Consider the following 18,210-nt stretch of genomic DNA (forward strand, 5'->3'; position numbering starts at 1 on the left):
ACGAATTTGCCAGAAATGCCTGATATTCAAACTCGCTGTGGCCTAGTTGCCATAGTAGGGCGCCCCAATGTGGGTAAATCGACCCTACTTAATCGTTTGCTAGGGCAAAAGGTAAGTATTACTTCGCGCAAGCCACAGACCACTCGCCACCGCATTCTTGGTATAGATACCGACGGTGATTATCAAGCGATTTACGTTGATACCCCAGGGCTGCATCAAGACGAGAAGCGCGCGATTAATCGCTACATGAACCGCGCGGCATCAAGCTCTTTGGCAGAAGTTGGCCTTGTTCTTTTTGTGGTAGAAGGCGATCGATTCAACGCCGAAGATGAAATGGTATTAAGTAAGGTTAAACAAGCAAACCTTCCTTGCTATCTCATCGTAAATAAGATGGATAAGGTTGAAGATAAAGAAAACTTTATGGTTCACCTTAAAAAGCTTGGCGAAAAGCACCCGTTTGAGCACATGATCCCTATCAGTGCTAAACAGGGCCGAATGGTCGACGAAATTAGAGAGTTAGTGGCCAATTCGCTACCTAAAAGTGAGTTTTTCTTTCCGGAAGACTACATCACTGACCGTTCAAGTCGCTTTATGGCTGCCGAAATCATTCGCGAAAAGCTAATGCGCTTTACGGGCGATGAGTTGCCTTACTCTACTACGGTGGAAATTGAGCAGTTCAAAATGGCTGACAATGGTGTCTTTCGTATCAGTGGACTGATATTGGTAGAGCGTGAAACCCAAAAGCGCATGATCATCGGCAAAGGCGGTAAGCACTTAAAAACCATTGGTGAGCAAGCGCGTAAAGACATGGAAAACTTGTTCGACAACAAAGTCTTTCTGGAGCTTTGGGTTAAAGTAAAACAAGGCTGGGCGGACGATGAGCGGGCCTTGCGTTCATTGGGTTACGGAGACGACAGTAACTTTTAGTTCACGCCTTAGTTATTTTGACAACGCTAGTTATCGGCAACTGGCGTTATGTTAAAAAGTATAGCGACTCAGTATTTTTGCCAAGCGCTTTGGCCGAATGGCTTTCGGGCAGCTAGCTCAGTTAAATACGCTAATGTGAGCATTTACACGGTTGTTTACTTATTCGGTTTCAATAGCACTAGCAGGCACAACAACTTCTTTTTAGGAGCGGTATATGGCAATTTCAGATATGCGCAGGCAGTACTCAAAAGGCAGTTTGAGTGAGTCAGATATTACTTCAAATCCGTTCACCTTATTCGATAAATGGTTGAAGAACGCCATTGATGCTGGAATTCCCGATCCAACTGCCATGACGGTTGCAACCGTTGATGCTTCTGGCCAGCCCTCTCAACGTATTGTTTTGTTGAAAGATGTGAGTGATAAAGGCTTTGTATTTTTCACAAACTTAGGCAGCCGCAAGGCGCAAGAACTAGCGGGCAACCCTAAAGTATCGTGTCACTTTCCATGGTTCTTTATGGAACGCCAAGTTCGCGTATGCGGCAGCGTTGAAAAACTCTCTGTTTCTGAAAATGCGGCTTATTTCTTTTCGCGGCCTAAAGACAGTCAACTTGCAGCGTATGCGTCAAAGCAAAGCAAGCCCATTGGTAGCAGAGAACTTTTACTGACCCAGTTTAAGCAGTTAAAAGATAAGTTTGCTAACAAGCAATTGCCTGTGCCGGATTTTTGGGGCGGCTTCAGAATTGTGCCTCATCAAATTGAGTTTTGGCAGGGTGGAGAAGATAGACTTCACGATCGTTTCGAATACAATAAAACCGAAGGTGGAGACTGGGCGACGCAGCGTTTAATGCCTTAAGGTACAGCTTCATAGTCGGTTTTTTGTTTTTCGTGATTCGGCATGTATGTTCACCGACTGACATCGCTAATTGTAACTGACGGTGTAATATTGGCAGGCATGACGAGTGTGAAGCGATGTAAGAATTAGGAGGCACTTAAGCCATGATCGACAGCCACTGCCACCTCGACCTTCTTGCAGCAAAAAAAGACCTTCACATTACGTTACAAAATGCTAAACGTGCAGGTATTACGCGTATTATGGCACCGAGTATTAACCCGCGGTCTTGGCAGGCGTTACAAGCGCTCAGTGAGCAGTACGAGGGTTATCTAAGTATCGATACCGCCCTTGGTCTTCATCCTTATTTTCTGGTTGATTGCGACTATTCAGCACATTCGTGCGAGACAAATAACCAAACCCTAATTCACAACCTTGAACAGCTTGAAGCTGCTGTAGCTCATCTACATCCATCGGTAAAAGCGGTGGGAGAGACAGGCATTGATGGGCATATTAATGTGCCATTGGCGCTTCAAAAAGATGTGTTACATACCCACTTGAAACTTGCTGATAAAACATCGTTACCTGTTATTTTGCATCACAGAAAAAGCCATCACTTGTTGCTTGAAGCGTTGAAGCACGCTAAGTATCAAGGTGTGGGGATTATACATGCGTTTTCTGGCAGTATTGAAGCCGCGAAAGGATATATTGAACGAGGGTTTTACCTAGGCATTGGCGGTATAATAACTTACGAACGCGCCCAAAAGACGCGCAATACCCTTGCGTTTTTGTTAGAACATCATTTTGATAAATTGCTTCTAGAAACCGATGCCCCAGATATGCCAATGCACGGAAGACAGGGAGAGCCCAACGAGCCATGTTATTTATCGGATGTTATCGATGCTATGAGTGAAAACTATGATGTTTCGCACAAGGAAATAGTGTCCACTACTACCGCTAATTATGCTCAACTCTTCAACATAAATTGTTGACGGCTAAGTACTAGATGTAGAAATGCCTCTCTAGCGCTTTTCTGTGCCTCTTTTAGATTCAATTACCTGAATAAACCATGGGCGCGACTTGTAAAATGCCCGGGTTAGGTAAATGCCAAGCATAAGCGCCAAAAAAACAAGGATACACGCAATAAGTGCTAACTGATAACGTAACGTGAGTGGGCTCTCTAATACCGCCTGTGTGTTAATGTGAATATTCACGTAACCTAGCAAGCTTTCATCATCAGTAATAACGCCAACGTAGGTTAGCGGCGTTACGCTTTGTGATTGGCTCATCGACACCACGCTTTCAATTTGAGGTAAAGGGGCAATATATCGTCCATCTTTATCGAACACTGATAGGGCAAGGATGTGTGGCTCGTCGACCAAAATAGAGGCGACACTTTCAATATATTCCCGTTGAGATGGTGTAGTGGGCGGCACTTTGTCTGCGTCTACGCCTGTTTCCCGGTTAGAAACCTCATCAGCGATAAAGGCTGGCTGTAACAATTTTGCGTATTGCCTGGCTATGCTCTCTCCGGAGAAGCGGGTTTGCACGGTAAGCCAATCGTTTTGGTATTGTTGAAATAACAAAAGTAACACAACAATCAAAGCAAATACCGTACTCACTACGATGGTGTGGAATAACCGTTTTAACACTGTATACAACGAATGAGAGTCATTCTTTGATTGTGAAGCTGCTTTATTAAGCCAGTCTACCAATTCGCTTTACCATAAAATCACGAGGGTAGCCTAACAGTAGGATAATTCGAAATAATTTAAAAGGATATATTTTATTAGTTAGCCTAATTGGTTAGCATTAGAGCACCATTTTCCAGTCACCACAGTTTCTGTGAGCTTTATGAAAGACACTCTTCTTAACAATATCAATAGTGATGATATCCATGTAGCTTCATTTTTGTCTCATGTAGTTAGCAATAGTCACATAAACAGTACGTATTCGCATACGTTAACCGTTATTGGTCAGGCTGTAACGCCTTATCTATTGCACAGCGTTTTAAAAAAGCTCCATAACGTATTTACGCCTTTGAGCGCGGCGTTTCATCATTTGCACAAGCAAATGGGTGATGATGTGATAGAAATTAGAGGTGTGTTGAATAACGCCGAACTTGAACACGTGAAGCCGCTATTGAGCGATGTGTCTCAGGCATATAATCTTGATATAGGTTTGCAGGCCTATCGCCCTTCATTGTCTGAACCTGGATTGCTGGTTATGGATATGGACAGCACCGTCATTGCTATTGAGTGTGTTGATGAAATAGCTAAGTTGGCAGGTGTTGGGGAGCAAGTGGCAGAAGTTACCGCCAAGGCTATGCGTGGAGAAATTGCATTTAATGACAGCTTAACGCACAGGGTTGCGTGCTTAGAGGGCGTGTCAATAAGTCATCTCAATCAAATCCGTGACAGCATTCCAATCATGCCCGGTATTCAATCTTTGCTTACTTATTTGAAACAACATAACTGGAAGCTAGCGATTGCTTCTGGTGGTTTTACATTTTTCGCTGACCACCTAAAAGCAAGACTTGGGTTAGATTTTGCAATTTCTAACACACTTGCTGTGGAAAAGGGACGCTTAACTGGAAAAGTAGAAGGTGAGATTGTCAATGCAGACGTTAAAGCTCGAACAGTGAAAGCGCTGGCCGAGAAATGGGAGGTGCCAGCCAAACAAACTGTCGCTATGGGTGATGGAGCAAATGATTTGGTTATGATGGCTCAATCTGCGCTCGGTGTGGCGTGTCACGGTAAACCATTGGTTAACGAGAAAGCGGACGTGGCGATACGTGTTGGTAGCTTGCACAGTTTGCTTTACTTTCTAGACAAGTAACTGCCAACACTATGTAGCTCTATAGCTAATCTTTAGCTAATTAGTACAAACGCGCTAGTCTTCGGTAACGCGGCTAGCGCTCTATTTTATATTTAAAAGCACTTGCATTCCCAGCGTTTGCGCAGGAAATCTTTACCAATGCGATACTTTTGAATGTAATCTTAAGCGTTTGTACTTATTGCTCTGAGTAATGCTAAGAATGCGCATAAATCGTAATTAAGCTGTGCTATGCGTTGTTCGCGATGACTCTAGGTTGCGGTGCACTCTTCAGCATTCTATTTGCCGTGATGTCTTCCATAGCAAACCCGTATCTTATAAGTACTTCATCGGTGACATCGATCAAGTGTGAGCACGCAGCAATACTCCACATCGTCTTCTCTAACTCACGAGCTCTATGCATGGCATACATGGTGACATAATTGATTTCGGTTTGCAGCATGGTCATGTCTGGCTTACCGGTTGTGGTTAGCATTACATGAATAGCTACAAACTGGCCGCGCACCATAGCTTCCCTAATAAATGCTCGGCGCTGCTCATCGTTTTCGAACTTATAGGAATACCGCGGAATTATTGCCATACGAGGCTCTTTTTGTGACGCATCGAACGAGATAAATAACTCTTGTCGCAGTGGCATGTTTTCAAGTTTAACCGCCTTAATGCCACTTTGTAAAAATGGCGAGTCCTGTTTTCTGTCTCTAAAAAGGAACTCTAAATTCACCTGCCCACGTTCGGAGTACTGTGTGGACAGTGTTGTGATGCGTTCATCTTGTTTACCAATCATACACGCTTGAGGTGAGTAGCGAGCCCCTTCTCTAGACATTAAAAAAGACAGGGAGGTTGCGTTTCTCGCGTTAATACAACGAAGCGCTTGTCCCATGCCAGGTACTTCCTCTTCGTCGTTGTCTACTTTGAGATTGGCTTTATTCTTTTTAATCAATTCATCAAAGAAGTGTCGCGCACTTTTACCTTCTTCGCCCGGAACGGCTTTCAAGTGAAGAATGTTTTTGTCGACATTGTGATAGATAATGTCGTACTGCAGATGCATGACATCGAATGAAGTTGCAATTTCCTGAAGGCGAGGAAAAGCGACTTCTGCTCTGCCCTCTAAACTACCTTTATACTCTTTGCTTAGCTCTACACGAAGCCCAAGTCCATGCACCGAAATATCTTCACTGATTCCTTTATGCACCACTTGTTCATCATTGAAGCGAGCTTCAATTTGCGTTCTTAGTTGGTAGCGGCTTTCAATGCGTTGTTCTTCATATTTAAATCTAACAACCTGAACATTCGATGGCGCGCGATTACGCGGATGCCCAAAGTTACGCAAATGAGAGAGGTTTTCTCGGTTAAATTGAAATTCGTTGTAAGTCTCTTGTCCTGCTATTGACGTTACGTCAGTCACGTGGGCTAAAAATCGCAAGTTTTTCAGCTTAGACATCAATCGAGCTGATGGCGGAGTGTTTAGCTTCTTAACCTTGTTTCCCACTGAATCAGGAATAGAAAGCGGGATGTGGGCCTGTTCAGGCTCCATGTCTGTAAGGGTTACCTTAAATACACGCCAACTTGCTTTCTTAGACCCAAACCCTAAAAACACTCGGGTTAAGATGTCTTTTTGCAAGAGTTCTTCATAGGATGCTGAGTAAAAATAGACCTTCTCGTTCTGCAAATGAGTAAAACTAAATACGAAAATTTCTCTTATGCTTTCCGGTTTCTGCAATAGGCGCGATAGTCTTTCTTGGGTTAGCAAGAAGTGAAGTCGACAGTTATCGTCTTCATCTCGCCAATACTGCACGGTCTCGCGATTCACTTCGTTGACCATAGCAAACCGAGGAACTAGCGTTTTATTGATAACATCTATATAAACCGGAAGCGTGGGACTGCGTGGCGAAAAATATTGTTCACAGATTTTACTGGTAATCGCCTCAATCGTATTGCTCATGTTTACTTTATATCGACGTTTATTACCGTGAATAAAGTTTTCTAAGAACTTGTCGAATGTCGGGCTTGGCTTTTCTTTATATCGTTGCAGGGCAAGGTAGTGAGCATCGTTTTTAGTGACTATTTTAACAAGCTTGTATGCAATGCCATTCTTCTTGTCCATGGCAAATTCACTCTCTAGGCCTCTAAAGAATATAAAAAGTGTTTCACCCTTTTCGAAAAATGCGTCTTTAGAGATCTTTACCTGCAAGCCTTCAAGAGAGATATCTACACTTAATCCACGCACTGACTGGTTCGTACTATTAAACAGTTCTACTGCAACCGCAAAGTTCATACGTTCGGCGTTGCGCTGCCTGTAATCTAGTAAGTTTACGGTAGGAGCTTTAAACTGTTCTAATACCGCTGAGCGTCTTTTGAGTTCTGGGTTTTCTTTATCTACGCGCTCTTGTGCGAGTTCTTTTTGGCGCATTAAACGAAAGTTATTTTCAGTATTTTGAACCGCCTCGTACACACCATAAGTATAACGACCAAATACCCGCAATTGCTCTTCAAACTTGCTAATGGCGACGTCATCCATGTAGTGGCTACGCCCTTCGTGCACGTATTTATTGCACTTTCCGTCAACATGGCCACGCAAATCTATGGTTCGCATACAGGGTTTGGCTAAGCGCTTCACTTCCATTTTAATAAGAAAGCGTTTTTCTTTTGGCACATCAGATGCAGTTTGAAGCAATACCTGGTTAAATTCAGGCTCATTAACCATGGGCTTTAGCTGTTCAATAATATCAGCATATTGCTTTAGATCTTGACTCATGAATGCGCAACTTTGTTGTTTAGTATCATTATTTTAGTTGTTATCGGCAAATCAGCAAAACTCATTAATGTGTAAAATCCGTATACTTTCGGGTGTTTTTTAACGAAAACTGGCCGAAGGTTTGTGCTTAATTAACCATTGTTAAGTGTTAGAATACTCTTTTTAAGCAATGGATAAAACTGGAATATGGCAAAACGTAAAACTGCTTATGTGTGTTCTGACTGCGGGGCAGAATTCCCTCGTTGGCAAGGACAGTGTTCAGAGTGTAAAGCGTGGAACACGATAAGCGAGTTTGTAGTGGCCAGTGCCAAAAGTGTGGCGCGTCAAACCACTTCAGGTTATGCAGGGCAAACCGTTGCCAAAATCGAAACCTTAAACGCAATAGATTTAGAATCTCTTCCGCGCTTTTCTTCAACATTTAAAGAGTTGGACAGAGTTTTAGGTGGCGGGATCGTTCCTGGCGCAGCCATGCTTATTGGTGGGTCGCCAGGTGCTGGTAAAAGTACGTTATTACTGCAGGTAATGTGTCAGATGGCAAAAAGCGAAACCGCGCTTTATGTCACAGGAGAAGAGTCGCTTCAGCAAGTGGCCATGCGCGCTAAACGATTAAACCTTCCCGACGACAAACTAATGATGCTTGCCGAAACCAACGTGGAAACTATTTGCGATTTGGCGCTTACAAAAAAGCCCAAAATTATGGTTATCGATTCTATTCAGGTTATGCATGTGTCAGATGTCCAGTCTGCGCCCGGCAGTGTGTCGCAAGTACGTGAAAGCGCCGCGTATTTAACGCGCTTTGCTAAGCAAAATCATATCGCCATGTTTATTGTAGGCCATGTAACAAAAGACGGTAACCTAGCAGGCCCCAAGGTACTCGAACATTGTATCGACAGTTCTATGATGCTGGAAGGGGAAAGTGATGGACGCTACCGTACACTTCGAAGCCACAAAAACCGTTTTGGAGCGGTGAATGAACTTGGCGTGTTTGCCATGACAGAAAAAGGGCTTAAAGAGGTGAGTAATCCTTCAGCGATATTTTTAAGCCGTGGAGATAACGAGACGCCAGGGTCTAGCGTAATGGTCATTTGGGAAGGGACTCGCCCGTTGCTTGTGGAAATTCAGGCATTAGTCGATTACTCGCAAATGTCTAACCCAAGACGAATTGCAGTCGGTTTAGATCAAAACCGTTTGTCCATGTTGCTGGCAGTTTTGCATCGCCATGGCAATGTGCAAATGAACGACCAAGACGTCTTTGTTAATGTGGTGGGTGGGGTGCGCGTTTCCGAGACTAGTGCGGATTTGGCCTTGCTTTTAGCGATGATTTCCAGCTTTAGAAACCGCTCATTGCCACGAGATTTAATTGTGTTCGGTGAAGTAGGGCTGGCGGGTGAGATTCGCCCGGTCCCCAATGGCACAGAGCGTATTATTGAAGCGGCGAAACACGGTTTTAAGCGGGCTATTGTGCCAAAAGCGAATGCGCCAAAACAAACCATTAACGGCATGAAAGTGGTACCGGTAGCGCGTTTATCAGAAGCGTTAGACGCACTGGAATAATGCAAAGGCACAACATTCACATATAGTTTGACAACTCCAGTTAGTTTAAAAGGCCTATTAGATGGGCCTTTCCTGCGTTAAAGGAGTGAAATACGTTTTTCTGAAGTATGTTATATTTCAACGCGTTTTTAGAGTTTAATGTGGCGCCTGATAAACTGCATTGACTAACGCATTCAGGTCTTTCTCTTCAATATTGGCTTCGTCGCTGTTTAAGGTAATTAAACGGCGAAGGGCGCTGATGCTGTCTACGTCCATCTGCTCTACTTTACAGCCTAATGAAACCCGTTCTTGCCTGCTATCCGCATGGCGATAGAGTTGTGAGATAAATAGGGTAATGATGGGGCTGTCTTCATTTGCCTGGAAGGTGGCTGTGTAGGGTTCATGGCTGTCGAATGGTAAATTTGAAAGTGCAGTTTCCGTTGCCTGTAACTTAATACCTTGAAGCGATACATCGCTGACTACTACGTCAATGCTGATATCGTTATGTGCCAGTGTGCCATTTACATTCAGTGACACTCGTTGAAATTGGCGCTTGTCTGTCATTACTCATATACCTAGTGTTCCTCTACGCTGTCAGTATTGGCTAATTTGCGTTCGTTCGCAATGAAAAGCGAGCAAATAAAAAGCCGCTATCGATGATAGCGGCTCTTGGTGTCAGCTCAGAGTTATAACACTCTATATCTCAGGTTTCGTATTATTTAGACATACGCTTATATTTAAGGCGATGCGGTTCAACCACATCTTGTCCAAACTCTTGCTTCAACCAGCTTTCGTAGTCTGAGTAGTTGCCTTCAAAGAAGTTAATGTTGCCTTCATCGCGATAATCCATGATGTGCGTTGCAACACGGTCTAGGAACCAACGGTCGTGCGAGATAACCATGGCACAACCAGGGAACTCCAATAACGCGTTCTCTAGGGCTCGTAGTGTTTCTACGTCTAGGTCGTTGGTTGGTTCATCCAGTAGCAATACGTTACCGCCAGCTTTAAGCAGTTTTGCAAGGTGAACACGGTTACGCTCACCACCCGACAAGTCTTTGATGAACTTCTGCTGGTCGGTGCCTTTGAAGTTGAATCGGCTGCAGTATGCGCGGCTGTTAATTTCAAAGTTGCCAATGCGAATGATGTCTTGCTCGTCAGAAATTTCTTTCCACACGGTGTTATTTTCGTTCATGTGGTCGCGGAACTGTTCTACCGCAGCAATTTGAACGGTTTCACCTAAATCGATGCTGCCTGAGTCAGGTTGCTCAGCACCGGTAAGCATTCTGAACAAGGTCGATTTACCCGCTCCGTTAGGACCAACGATACCTACAATGGCGCCCTTTGGTACTTTAAACGTTAAATCATCGATAAGTACGCGATCGCCATAAGACTTTTTAAGATTATTTACTTCAATAACCTTATCACCTAAACGCTCTCCCGGCGGAATGAAAAGCTCGTTAGTTTCATTACGCTTTTGGTAATCGCTGGTAGATAGTTCTTCAAAACGTGCCATACGAGCTTTACTCTTAGCATGACGACCTTTCGGATTTGATCGAACCCACTCAAGTTCCTGTTTCATGCTCTTCATACGCGCCGTTTCGGTACGCTCTTCTTGCTCAAGTCGGCTTTCTTTCTGTTCCAACCAAGAAGAGTAGTTGCCCTCCCATGGAATACCTTCACCACGGTCAAGTTCTAAAATCCAACCCGCCACGTTATCAAGGAAGTATCTATCGTGGGTAATTGCTACCACAGTGCCTTCATAATCGTGAAGGAATCGCTCTAGCCACGCTACTGATTCTGCATCCAAGTGGTTGGTCGGTTCGTCAAGAAGCAACATTTCAGGCTTTTCTAAAAGTAGGCGACACAGTGCTACGCGGCGACGTTCACCACCCGATAGTTTGCTTACGTCTGCATCCCACGCTGGAAGGCGAAGGGCATCAGCGGCACGCTCTAGGGCGTTTTCTAGATTGTGGCCGTCTTTGGCTTGAATAATAGCTTCTAGCTCACCTTGCTCTTTAGCAAGCGCGTCGAAATCGGCATCTGCTTCTGCATAAGCGGCATACACTTCATCTAGGCGAGTCAGTGCGTGTTTAACGTCGGCTACGGCTTCTTCTATATTGCCGCGAACATCTTTGGTTTCATCGAGCTGAGGCTCCTGCGGAAGATAGCCAACTTTCAACCCCGGCTGAGGACGCGCCTCACCTTCAATGTCCGTATCTACACCGGCCATAATGCGAAGGAGGGTTGATTTACCCGCGCCGTTTAGACCTAGCACACCAATCTTGGCACCAGGGAAAAAGCTAAGTGAAATATTTTTTAAAATGTGTCTGTTTGGTGGGACGATTTTGCCCACGCGATGCATACTATAAACGTATTGAGCCATGCTCTATCCTCGCTGAAAAAGCGGTAAAAATAATAAAGACCTAATTGGGGCGTATTCTACTAGTAACAGGGTAGTTTATGCTAGGGGCTGTTGACCCTTGATGTACGGGTTTTGGGTCTTAATGGAAGCCTTTTAATCGCGAAACAAGCCTTTGTCACTTACGCCAGGAGTTTTCATTCTTGTTGATATTTTGAGCGCTCACACCAAAAAGATTGAATTATGCGTCGGTTGGACAGGCGATTTAAGGTAAACTTGCTTTTAATAAGCATGAGTAAACATGTGCTTTTGGGGGAGCTTGTAAGCAGCTAAAAAGCACCCAAAGCGATAGACTCAATATTATTCATATTATTGAACAGGTAATTAAGATGACCGCTATGAATAAACGTACATACAGTCTGGACGAGCTCGCCAAACACGTAGGGGGGGAAGTGCTGGGTGATGGAAATATTACTATTTCTGCAGTGGGCACGTTATCTGGTGCAGCATCGCATCAAATTTCATTTCTAACCAATCCTAAATATAAGCCGCAGCTAAAAGATACTCAGGCAGGTGCAGTAATTCTGCACGAAAGTTTAAAATCAGACAGTCCGGTTCCGGCGTTAGTTGTGGCAAACCCTCACGCAGCTTTCGCCCTTATCGCTCAGTTATTTGATACCACACCAGCAGTAGCGACAGGCATTGCTGACTCAGCCGTTATTGCGCCATCTGCCCGTATTGGCAGTGATGTATCGCTAGGTCACAACGTGATCATTGAGGAAAACGTGGTGTTAGGCGATAGAGTTACCGTTGGCGCGAACACCGTTATCCGCAGAGGCACTCACATTGGCGAAGGCTGTACTATCCATCCAAATGTGACCATTTATCACGACGTGGTTATTGGCAAGCGCGTGACTATTCATAGTCAAACGGTAATTGGTGCAGCGGGCTTTGGCTATGCAAATGATAAAGGCGTTTGGCTCCCTATTCCGCAAACCGGCTCAGTTCGCATTGGTGACGACAGTCAGATTGGTGCAAGCAGCAGCATTGACCGCGGTGCTATGGAAGATACGGTGTTAGGCACCAACGTAATTATCGACAATCAAGTACAAATTGGTCACAACTGCATCATTGGCGATCATTCATGCATTTGCGGCGCTACCGGTATTGCCGGCAGTTGTCACATTGGCAAACACGTGATTATTGGCGGTGGAGTTGGCATCAACGGCCACATTAGCATTTGCGATAATGTTCAGGTGACTGGTTATACCATGATTGTGCAAGATATCACTGAACCGGGGGTTTATTCCTCTGGTCAGCCAGCACAAACCAACCGTGACTGGCGCAAAAATACGGTTCGCCTTGCCAAAATTGGCAGTTTATTTGACCGTGTTAAAGCCCTTGAAAAACAGGTCTGATCTCGCGCTGGCGCACGTAATACGTTAAACCTGCGCCATTTATATTAATTTGGTCATAAAGCGGTATACAAGTAACCGAAAATGACTAGAATATGGCTCGAATTTGAGCAATCAGTGCGTAACGCCATATAAAAACCGCAGTTAAGGAGCCCCCATGTTTTCTCGCGAAATGAATATAGCCGACTTCGATCCTGAATTAGCCGATGCAATGTCTAAAGAGGTTGAGCGTCAAGAACATCACATTGAGCTAATTGCCTCTGAGAACTACTGTAGCCCACGTGTAATGGAAGCACAGGGTTCGCAGCTTACTAACAAATACGCTGAAGGCTACCCAGGCAAGCGTTACTATGGTGGTTGTGAGCACGTAGACGTTGTTGAGCAACTAGCTATCGACCGTGCAAAAGCGCTATTTGGTGCAGACTACGCAAACGTTCAACCGCACGCTGGTTCACAAGCTAACTCTGCCGTATTCATGGCACTACTTGACGCAGGCGATACGGTATTGGGAATGAGCCTTTCTGAAGGCGGTCACCTTACTCACGGTTCACACGTAAATTTCTCTGGTAAAACCTACAACGCTGTACAGTATGGGCTGAACAAAGAAACCGGTGAAATCGATTACGCGCAGGTTGAAGCACTTGCTAAAGAGCACAAGCCGAAAATGATTATCGGTGGTTTCTCTGCGTATTCTGGCATTGTTGACTGGGCGAAATTCCGTGAAATCGCTGATAGCGTTGGCGCGTACTTGCTTGTAGATATGGCGCACGTAGCAGGCTTAGTAGCGGCTGGCGTTTATCCAAACCCGCTTCCTCATGCTCATGTGGTAACGACGACTACCCATAAAACTCTTGCGGGTCCGCGAAGTGGTCTAATCCTTTCTTCATGTGGCGACGAAGCCATTTACAAAAAGCTTAACAGCTCAGTATTCCCAGGCAACCAAGGCGGTCCGCTTTGCCACGTAATCGCAGCTAAAGCCGTTGCATTTAAAGAAGCGCTACAGCCAGAATTTAAAGTGTATCAGCAGCAGGTTGTTGCAAATGCGAAAGCTATGGTTTCTGTAATGCAAGAGCGCGGTTATAACATCGTTTCTGGCGGTACCGACAACCACTTGTTCCTTCTTGACCTTATCGACAAGGATATTACCGGTAAAGATGCAGACGCAGCACTCGGTGCCGCAAACATCACGGTAAACAAAAACTCAGTGCCAAATGACCCACGTTCACCGTTTGTAACCAGCGGTCTTCGTATCGGTAGCCCTGCGATCACTCGCCGTGGTTTCAAAGAAGAGCAAGCTAAGCAAGTGGCAACATGGATTTGCGACATTCTAGATAACATGGGCGATGAGTCAGTTATCAAGCGTGTTCAGGACGAAGTGGTTGCACTTTGTGCACAATTCCCTGTTTATAAATAATAGGTTTGTGTTTTATTGCGTACTTTGGTACTAATGCCGGACTAACTAGTCTAGTTTAGTTTAATAACCTAAGTACGCAATAATTAAGGAATATTCATGTTTTGCCCGTTTTGTTCAGAACAAGAAACAAAAGTTATTGATTCTCGTTTGGTTGCAGAAGGGCAGCAGGTGCGTAGACGCCGTGAATGTATGGTATGTCACGAGCGCTTCACGACTTTTGAAAGTGCCGAGCTTGTAATGCCCCGCGTGATAAAGCGCGATGGTTCTCGTGAACCATTTAACGAAGACAAACTTCGTGCAGGCTTGCAACGCGCTCTCGAAAAGCGTCCTGTTAGCACTGAAAAAGTTGAACAGTGTATCCTTTCACTGAAGTCACAGTTGCGTGCAACCGGTGAACGTGAAGTGAGCAGTGAACTGCTTGGCAACCTAATAATGAAAGCCCTAAAAGAGCTCGACAAAGTTGCCTATGTCAGGTTCGCCTCTGTTTATCGTTCCTTCGAAGACATTCGTGAATTTGGAGAAGAAATTGCACGATTAGGGGATTAGGTCGCACACACCCAAAACCTTAGGCACTTAGGGCTACAACAGGAATCCAAGTGAACCACGATACGGTTAAAAACGATTATTTTTGGATGGCAAAAGCCATTCAGCTTGCCCAGCAAGGGCGCTTTACTACTTCTCCTAACCCTCGCGTAGGTTGTGTAATTGTTGACGAAAACAATCAATTGCTTGGCGAGGGGTATCACATTCAAGCTGGCACACCCCATGCCGAAGTTCATGCATTAAAACAAGCATCTAACGCACGTCCGCAAGGCGCAAGGGGCGCAACGGCTTACGTTACGCTTGAGCCCTGTAGTCACTTTGGGCGCACGCCGCCTTGTGCTGTAGCTTTGGTAGAAGCAGAGGTAGCGAGAGTGGTTATTGCTATGACCGACCCCAATCCGAACGTATGCGGAAAGGGTATTAGCATTTTGCAGGAAACCGGCATTGAAGTAGTTAGCGACGTGATGGCTGCTGAAGCCGCTGCGCTCAACCCAGGTTTTATAAAACGTATGCTCACCGGAAAGCCTTTTGTTCGCGTGAAGTTAGGCATTAGCCTGGATGGAAAAATAGCCCTTCAAAATGGCGTGAGTCAGTGGATTACTGGTGCAGAGGCGAGGCGGGATGTGCAGCGCTATCGCGCGCAAAGTTGTGTAGTATTAACGGGTTCGGGTACGGTTCAAGCTGATAATCCTAGTCTTTTAGTTCGTGAGAAAGAGGCTCAGTTTGAAAACTATCCACTAGAACATATCCGCCAGCCAGCCCGTGTGGTTGTAGATAGCAAGAGTAAACTTAGTAGAGACTATACACTTTTTAACGACGGCAATATTACGTTCACGGCGACGTCACAGGCTCACCCAGACACCGCTACTCAGCACTATCTCCAACTGGACGAAAAAGACGGTAAACTCGATTTACATGCGCTAATGTCAGCTTTGGGTGACAAGCAATACAATGAAGTCTGGGTAGAAGCAGGCCCAGGCCTTGCTGGTGCATTATTGCAAGAAGGGCTGGTGGATGAACTTATTTGCTACCAAGCACCTAAGCTTTTAGGTGCTAAGGGAGTCAGTATGGTTAATTTACCCGCGTTCAAGTCGCTAAATGAATGTATTTCGCTTTCGCTTATTGAAAATCGTCAAGTGGGTAACGATATTAAGCTTATCTTCCGTCCTGATGTTAGCAACACCCGTGGTTAACGCGATTAAAGAGGAACTTTATGTTTACTGGAATTATTCAAGCGCTCGGTACCATTAAGAAGCTTGATAACCGTGGCAACGATATTCGACTTACCGTTTCATCGCCTACGCTTGATATGTCTGATGTCGCACTCGGCGACAGTATTGCGACCAATGGTGTTTGCTTAACAGTGACTGATATGGGCCCCGATTATTATTGTGCCGATGTGTCGGCAGAGACCATCAAATTAACTGGCTTTGCACATTACAGCGTGGGCTCAACGGTGAATCTTGAAAAAGCGATGCGTCCAAGCGATCGCTTAGGCGGACATATTGTGTCAGGTCATGTAGACGGCGTGGGCGAAATTACACAAATTATTAAGCACTCAGACTACGTAGAGTTTTGGGTAAAAGCGCCAGAAGCCTTGGCTAAATATATTGCGCATAAAGGTAGCATCACCGTTGATGGTATCAGCTTAACCGTTAACGAAGTTAACGGAGCAGAATTTATGCTTTGGATCATTCCTCATACACTGCAAGAAACCATTATGGGAAGTTATAAAGTGGGCACGGCGGTGAATTTAGAGGTTGATGTTATTGCGCGTTATTTAGAGCGATTAATGCTGGGCGATAAAGCCGCCGAGCCAAAAAGCAAAGGCATCGACATGGCATTTCTTGCCGAGAACGGATTTTTAAGAAAATAACCCTACAAGAAGCACACAGCATGGCATTTAACACTACACAAGAAATAATTGAAGACATTCGCCAAGGTAAAATGGTTATCTTGATGGATGACGAAGACAGGGAAAATGAAGGCGATTTAATCATGGCGGCAGAGCATGTGACGCCCGAAGCGATTAACTTTATGGTTACCCACGCTCGCGGCTTGGTGTGTTTACCCATGACGCAAGAGCGCTGTCGCACCCTGAATCTTCCACTTATGGTGGATAAAAACGAAGCACAGTTTTCTACCAACTTCACTGTATCTATAGAAGCCGCCACTGGCGTGACCACAGGTATTTCAGCGGCAGATCGCGCAACAACGATTAAAGCGGCTGTGGCCACAGGTGCCAAAGCGACAGACATCGTGCAGCCTGGCCATATCTTCCCATTAATTGCTAAAGACGGTGGCGTGTTAAACCGCGCAGGTCACACTGAAGCCGGTGTAGATTTGCCGCGTTTAGCTGGGCTAGAGCCAGCAGGGGTTATAGTAGAAATTCTGAACGAAGACGGCACGATGGCTCGTCGCCCGGAGCTAGAAAAGTTTGCTGAAAAACATAACCTTAAAATTGGTACCATTGCTGATTTAATTGAATATCGCAATCTCAACGAAACCACCATTCAAAAGGTCGCTCAGTGCAACATGCCGACCGAATATGGCGACTTCGAGCTTCACACGTTTAAAGACAGCATAGACAATCAGCTTCATTTCGCCCTTAAAAAAGGCGAAATTAAAGAAGATGAGCCGACACTTGTACGTGTACACCTTCACAATACCTTTAGTGATCTTCTTGGTTCAACGCGCGGTATTCATCGCTCGATGACGTTAGCAGACGGCATGCGCAAAATTTCAGAAGAAGGCGGCGTGCTGGTACTGTTGGGTAAAGAAGAGCACATTGAAAGCCAGGTACGTCGCTTTGCTGCAGAAGACAGAGGCGAGCGACCAACGGGGGCAGATTGGCAGGGGTCGTCACGTACTATTGGTGTAGGTAGTCAAATTCTTGCATCAATGGGTGTACACAAAATGCGCCTTCTTAGTAAGCCAATTAAATATCACGCACTTTCAGGTTACGGCCTTGAAGTCGTGGAGTACGTGCACGACTAGTGCTTAGCTGTAGGGCGAAGCTAAAGTACTCGGTTACGAATAGTTGAAGTTAAAGAAACAATCGATTTAGTTTGGGCGCAGTTGTGGTATACTTCGCGCCGTTTTTTCTCGAGGAATGAATCCATGCAGGTAATTGAAGGTAATATCAGAGCAACCGGTAAGAAGTTTGCTATCGTCGTATCACGCTTTAATAGCTTTGTTGTAGAAAGCTTACTGGAAGGTGCGTTAGACACGCTAGAGCGTCACGGTGAAGTGAATGATGATGATATCACGGTAGTACGTGTACCTGGTGCTTACGAGTTACCTGTAATTGCTAAGAAATTAGCTGAGAAAAAGTCATTTGACGCCATCATCGCACTGGGTGCGGTTATTCGTGGCGGCACGCCACACTTTGATTTTGTAGCAGGCGAAAGCAACAAAGGTCTTGCGCAAGTATCACTAGAATACGGCGTACCTGTATCATTTGGCGTAATCACAACAGATTCAATTGAACAAGCTATCGAGCGTTCTGGAACCAAAGCGGGCAACAAAGGTGCGGAAGCTGCACTAGGCGCGCTGGAAATGGTTAACGTTATCGATGCTGTTGAAAAGCTTTAAGGTAAA

16 protein-coding genes are annotated in these 18,210 nt (G+C 45.1%); 12 read left to right on the plus strand and 4 right to left on the minus strand.

Going from position 1 to position 18,210, the window contains the following annotated elements; translation table 11 throughout:
- Nucleotides 1-15 precede the first annotated feature (15 nt).
- From era to V7R42_RS16055, 3 genes are all read left to right on the plus strand, one after another.
- Nucleotides 16-927, plus strand: a complete 912-nt coding sequence (era, locus tag V7R42_RS16045) for a GTPase Era (protein WP_334021266.1) — start codon at nt 16-18, stop codon at nt 925-927.
- 214 nt (nt 928-1,141) lie between these two features.
- Nucleotides 1,142-1,780, plus strand: a complete 639-nt coding sequence (pdxH, locus tag V7R42_RS16050) for a pyridoxamine 5'-phosphate oxidase (RefSeq protein ID WP_334021227.1) — start codon at nt 1,142-1,144, stop codon at nt 1,778-1,780.
- 143 nt (nt 1,781-1,923) lie between these two features.
- The gene (locus V7R42_RS16055) at nt 1,924-2,748 is read left to right on the plus strand and encodes a TatD family hydrolase (RefSeq protein ID WP_334021228.1); all 825 of its coding nucleotides are present in this window, start codon (nt 1,924-1,926) and stop codon (nt 2,746-2,748) included.
- A 30-nt stretch (nt 2,749-2,778) separates the two neighbouring features.
- Here the strand turns inward: V7R42_RS16055 and V7R42_RS16060 are convergent, their stop codons facing one another.
- Nucleotides 2,779-3,471: a hypothetical protein gene (locus V7R42_RS16060; RefSeq protein ID WP_438823662.1), complete on the minus strand. Its 693-nt coding sequence runs from the start codon at nt 3,469-3,471 to the stop codon at nt 2,779-2,781.
- Nucleotides 3,472-3,610: 139 nt separating this feature from the next.
- Here V7R42_RS16060 and serB point away from each other — a divergent pair, with 139 nt between their 5' ends.
- Nucleotides 3,611-4,594, plus strand: coding sequence for a phosphoserine phosphatase SerB (gene serB / locus V7R42_RS16065; protein ID WP_334021230.1), 984 nt, complete (start codon nt 3,611-3,613; stop codon nt 4,592-4,594).
- Nucleotides 4,595-4,820: 226 nt separating this feature from the next.
- Here serB and V7R42_RS16070 read toward each other — a convergent pair whose 3' ends face one another.
- On the minus strand, nt 4,821-7,346 hold the full coding sequence (locus V7R42_RS16070; protein ID WP_334021231.1) for a PilZ domain-containing protein: 2,526 nt from the start codon (nt 7,344-7,346) through the stop codon (nt 4,821-4,823).
- Between the two features lie 186 nt (nt 7,347-7,532).
- Here V7R42_RS16070 and radA point away from each other — a divergent pair, with 186 nt between their 5' ends.
- Nucleotides 7,533-8,900, plus strand: a complete 1,368-nt coding sequence (gene radA / locus V7R42_RS16075; protein ID WP_334021232.1) for a DNA repair protein RadA — start codon at nt 7,533-7,535, stop codon at nt 8,898-8,900.
- Nucleotides 8,901-9,035: 135 nt separating this feature from the next.
- Here radA and V7R42_RS16080 read toward each other — a convergent pair whose 3' ends face one another.
- Both V7R42_RS16080 and ettA read right to left on the minus strand, forming a co-directional pair.
- A complete protein-coding gene (locus tag V7R42_RS16080) occupies nt 9,036-9,443 on the minus strand; it encodes a PilZ domain-containing protein (protein WP_334021233.1) in 408 nt (135 codons plus the stop codon).
- A gap of 151 nt (nt 9,444-9,594) precedes the next feature.
- Entirely contained in the window at nt 9,595-11,262 is a 1,668-nt protein-coding gene (gene ettA, locus V7R42_RS16085) for an energy-dependent translational throttle protein EttA (RefSeq protein WP_334021234.1), read from the minus strand.
- Nucleotides 11,263-11,627: 365 nt separating this feature from the next.
- Here ettA and lpxD point away from each other — a divergent pair, with 365 nt between their 5' ends.
- The 7 genes from lpxD (at nt 11,628) to ribH (ending at nt 18,204) form a co-directional block, all read left to right on the plus strand.
- The gene (gene lpxD, locus V7R42_RS16090; protein WP_334021235.1) at nt 11,628-12,656 is read left to right on the plus strand and encodes a UDP-3-O-(3-hydroxymyristoyl)glucosamine N-acyltransferase; all 1,029 of its coding nucleotides are present in this window, start codon (nt 11,628-11,630) and stop codon (nt 12,654-12,656) included.
- Nucleotides 12,657-12,810: 154 nt separating this feature from the next.
- A complete protein-coding gene (gene glyA, locus V7R42_RS16095; RefSeq protein ID WP_014950092.1) occupies nt 12,811-14,067 on the plus strand; it encodes a serine hydroxymethyltransferase in 1,257 nt (418 codons plus the stop codon).
- A gap of 96 nt (nt 14,068-14,163) precedes the next feature.
- The gene (gene nrdR / locus V7R42_RS16100) at nt 14,164-14,613 is read left to right on the plus strand and encodes a transcriptional regulator NrdR (protein WP_012517538.1); all 450 of its coding nucleotides are present in this window, start codon (nt 14,164-14,166) and stop codon (nt 14,611-14,613) included.
- Between the two features lie 50 nt (nt 14,614-14,663).
- Nucleotides 14,664-15,803 (plus strand): bifunctional diaminohydroxyphosphoribosylaminopyrimidine deaminase/5-amino-6-(5-phosphoribosylamino)uracil reductase RibD, encoded by a 1,140-nt coding sequence (ribD, locus tag V7R42_RS16105; RefSeq protein ID WP_334021236.1) that lies wholly within the window; start codon nt 14,664-14,666, stop codon nt 15,801-15,803.
- Nucleotides 15,804-15,823: 20 nt separating this feature from the next.
- Nucleotides 15,824-16,486 (plus strand): riboflavin synthase, encoded by a 663-nt coding sequence (locus V7R42_RS16110; protein WP_334021237.1) that lies wholly within the window; start codon nt 15,824-15,826, stop codon nt 16,484-16,486.
- A gap of 20 nt (nt 16,487-16,506) precedes the next feature.
- Entirely contained in the window at nt 16,507-17,607 is a 1,101-nt protein-coding gene (gene ribBA / locus V7R42_RS16115; RefSeq protein ID WP_334021238.1) for a bifunctional 3,4-dihydroxy-2-butanone-4-phosphate synthase/GTP cyclohydrolase II, read from the plus strand.
- A 123-nt stretch (nt 17,608-17,730) separates the two neighbouring features.
- Nucleotides 17,731-18,204: a 6,7-dimethyl-8-ribityllumazine synthase gene (gene ribH, locus V7R42_RS16120; RefSeq protein WP_334021239.1), complete on the plus strand. Its 474-nt coding sequence runs from the start codon at nt 17,731-17,733 to the stop codon at nt 18,202-18,204.
- Nucleotides 18,205-18,210: the final 6 nt, after the last annotated feature.

This window comes from Alteromonas sp. S015 (assembly GCF_036864485.1).
GTDB lineage: Bacteria > Pseudomonadota > Gammaproteobacteria > Enterobacterales > Alteromonadaceae > Alteromonas.